Below are 1,650 nucleotides of genomic sequence, written 5' to 3'. Positions count from 1 at the left end.
GTGGAGTAAGAGACCGGACGTAGTCGAGCTATTTCCCGGCCTCTCCTCCCCGAACCGGACTTGCACCTCTCAGCGCATCCGGCTCTCCATTCAAGCGTTGCTCATAGCAAAGGCGACATCGGCATAGCGCGATTCGATGGTACTGCGGGTCTCATCGCGCAAGATGTACGGATTTTCCGACGGAGAACGCCACCTGAATTGACCCTTGCGACTGGTAACAAGCCGCCGTAGCGCCACCGCCCCATACCACCCTCGACTGTTCTGGCCGTGCAGCACCCATGTTTTAGTCTGGCCCGGCTCTGGTGCCCGGATGTATTCGCGCATCAGCGACCGGAACCCGCGCCGATATCTGCGCGCAAGCCAGTAGCCGAATTTCCAGAAGACTGCGCGGTCCAGTTTTCTGAACATGGTGGCCGTAAAGTCGGTGAATTGATAAAAGGCGGCCCAGCCGGCAAGCTGCCGATTCAAGCTTTCCATCAGGTCCATCCGGTTCATGCCATAGTTACCCGACAGTTGCTTGACGAGCCTCTCGGCAAAGCCCCGATACTTCTCCCACGGAATCGTCGTCACAGGTCGCATGCGACCGCGTGACCCACGCTTGCGGATGATTCGGTGACCGAGGAAGACGAAGCCATCATTCACATGCGTGATATGGGTCTTCTCCATATTCAGCGTGAGCTTCAGTTCGCCTTCGAGGAACCCACGGCATGCTTCACGTACTGCTTCTGCATGTTCGCGAGTCCCCTTGACCACAATCACAAAGTCATCTGCATACCGGCAGTAAGCGATAGCTGGTTTCCACTGCCGGTTTTCTCGTACAGTAATCGGACGCTGCTTGAGAATCGCGAAGTTCCACGCCCACCGATCCTTCCGCACCTTCTTGTTCAGGTAGTTCCTTTCCATCCACGCATCGAATTCGTGCAGCATGATGTTGGATAGGAGGGGTGAGATGACACCACCTTGAGGAACGCCTTCACTCGCGGCACGAAACAGATCACGATCGACGCAGCCCGCCTTGATGAACTTCCAGAGCAGGGCAAGGAAGCGCTGGTCGGCGATCCGCTTGCGGATTCCCTTCAGAAGAAGGCGATGGTGAACGGTGTCGAAGTAGCTGGCGAGGTCGCCCTCGATGACCCAGCGTCCGGAGACACTATGCTCTCCACCATCTTGCAACTGAAGCTTCACCGTGCGAACCGCGTGATGCACACTGCGGGCCGGTCGAAAGCCATACGAGGCCGGATGGAAATCACTCTCCCATATCGGTTCCATGACCATCAACATAGCCCGCTGCACGATCCGATCTCGCAGGCTCGGAATGCCGAGTGGCCTGAGCTTGCCATTCGCTTTCGGTATATACACGCGTCGCGCGGGCGACGGGCTATACGAGCCCGTCAGCAACTCTTCGCGTATCTTTGCCAGTTCATGCTGGAGATGAGCTTCCATCATGCGCCCGTCAACCCCGTCCACGCCCGGTGTGCGGGCTCCGCTGGATGCCAGCGTGATACGAGCCGCTTCGCTCAGCCAATCCCGGTCGGCAATCAGTCTCAGAAGTCGATCGAACTTGCGCTCTTTGTTCTCCGTTGACCATGTCGCCAGTTTGCTTTGTATTTCACTGATTATCAAAGGTCTTCACCTCATTGCGGTCAGTTA

At 57.0% G+C, this 1,650-nt stretch carries 1 protein-coding gene; it reads right to left on the bottom strand.

Annotated elements, in window-relative coordinates:
* Positions 1-90: 90 nt before the first annotated feature.
* The gene (gene ltrA / locus ACTJLC_RS31685) at positions 91-1,623 is read right to left on the bottom strand and encodes a group II intron reverse transcriptase/maturase (protein ID WP_310127560.1); all 1,533 of its coding nucleotides are present in this window, start codon (positions 1,621-1,623) and stop codon (positions 91-93) included.
* Positions 1,624-1,650 lie beyond the last annotated feature (27 nt).

The organism is Paraburkholderia sp. 22099, assembly GCF_052045835.1.
Lineage (GTDB): Bacteria > Pseudomonadota > Gammaproteobacteria > Burkholderiales > Burkholderiaceae > Paraburkholderia > Paraburkholderia terricola.
This window is presented reverse-complemented; position numbering and strand designations above follow the sequence as displayed.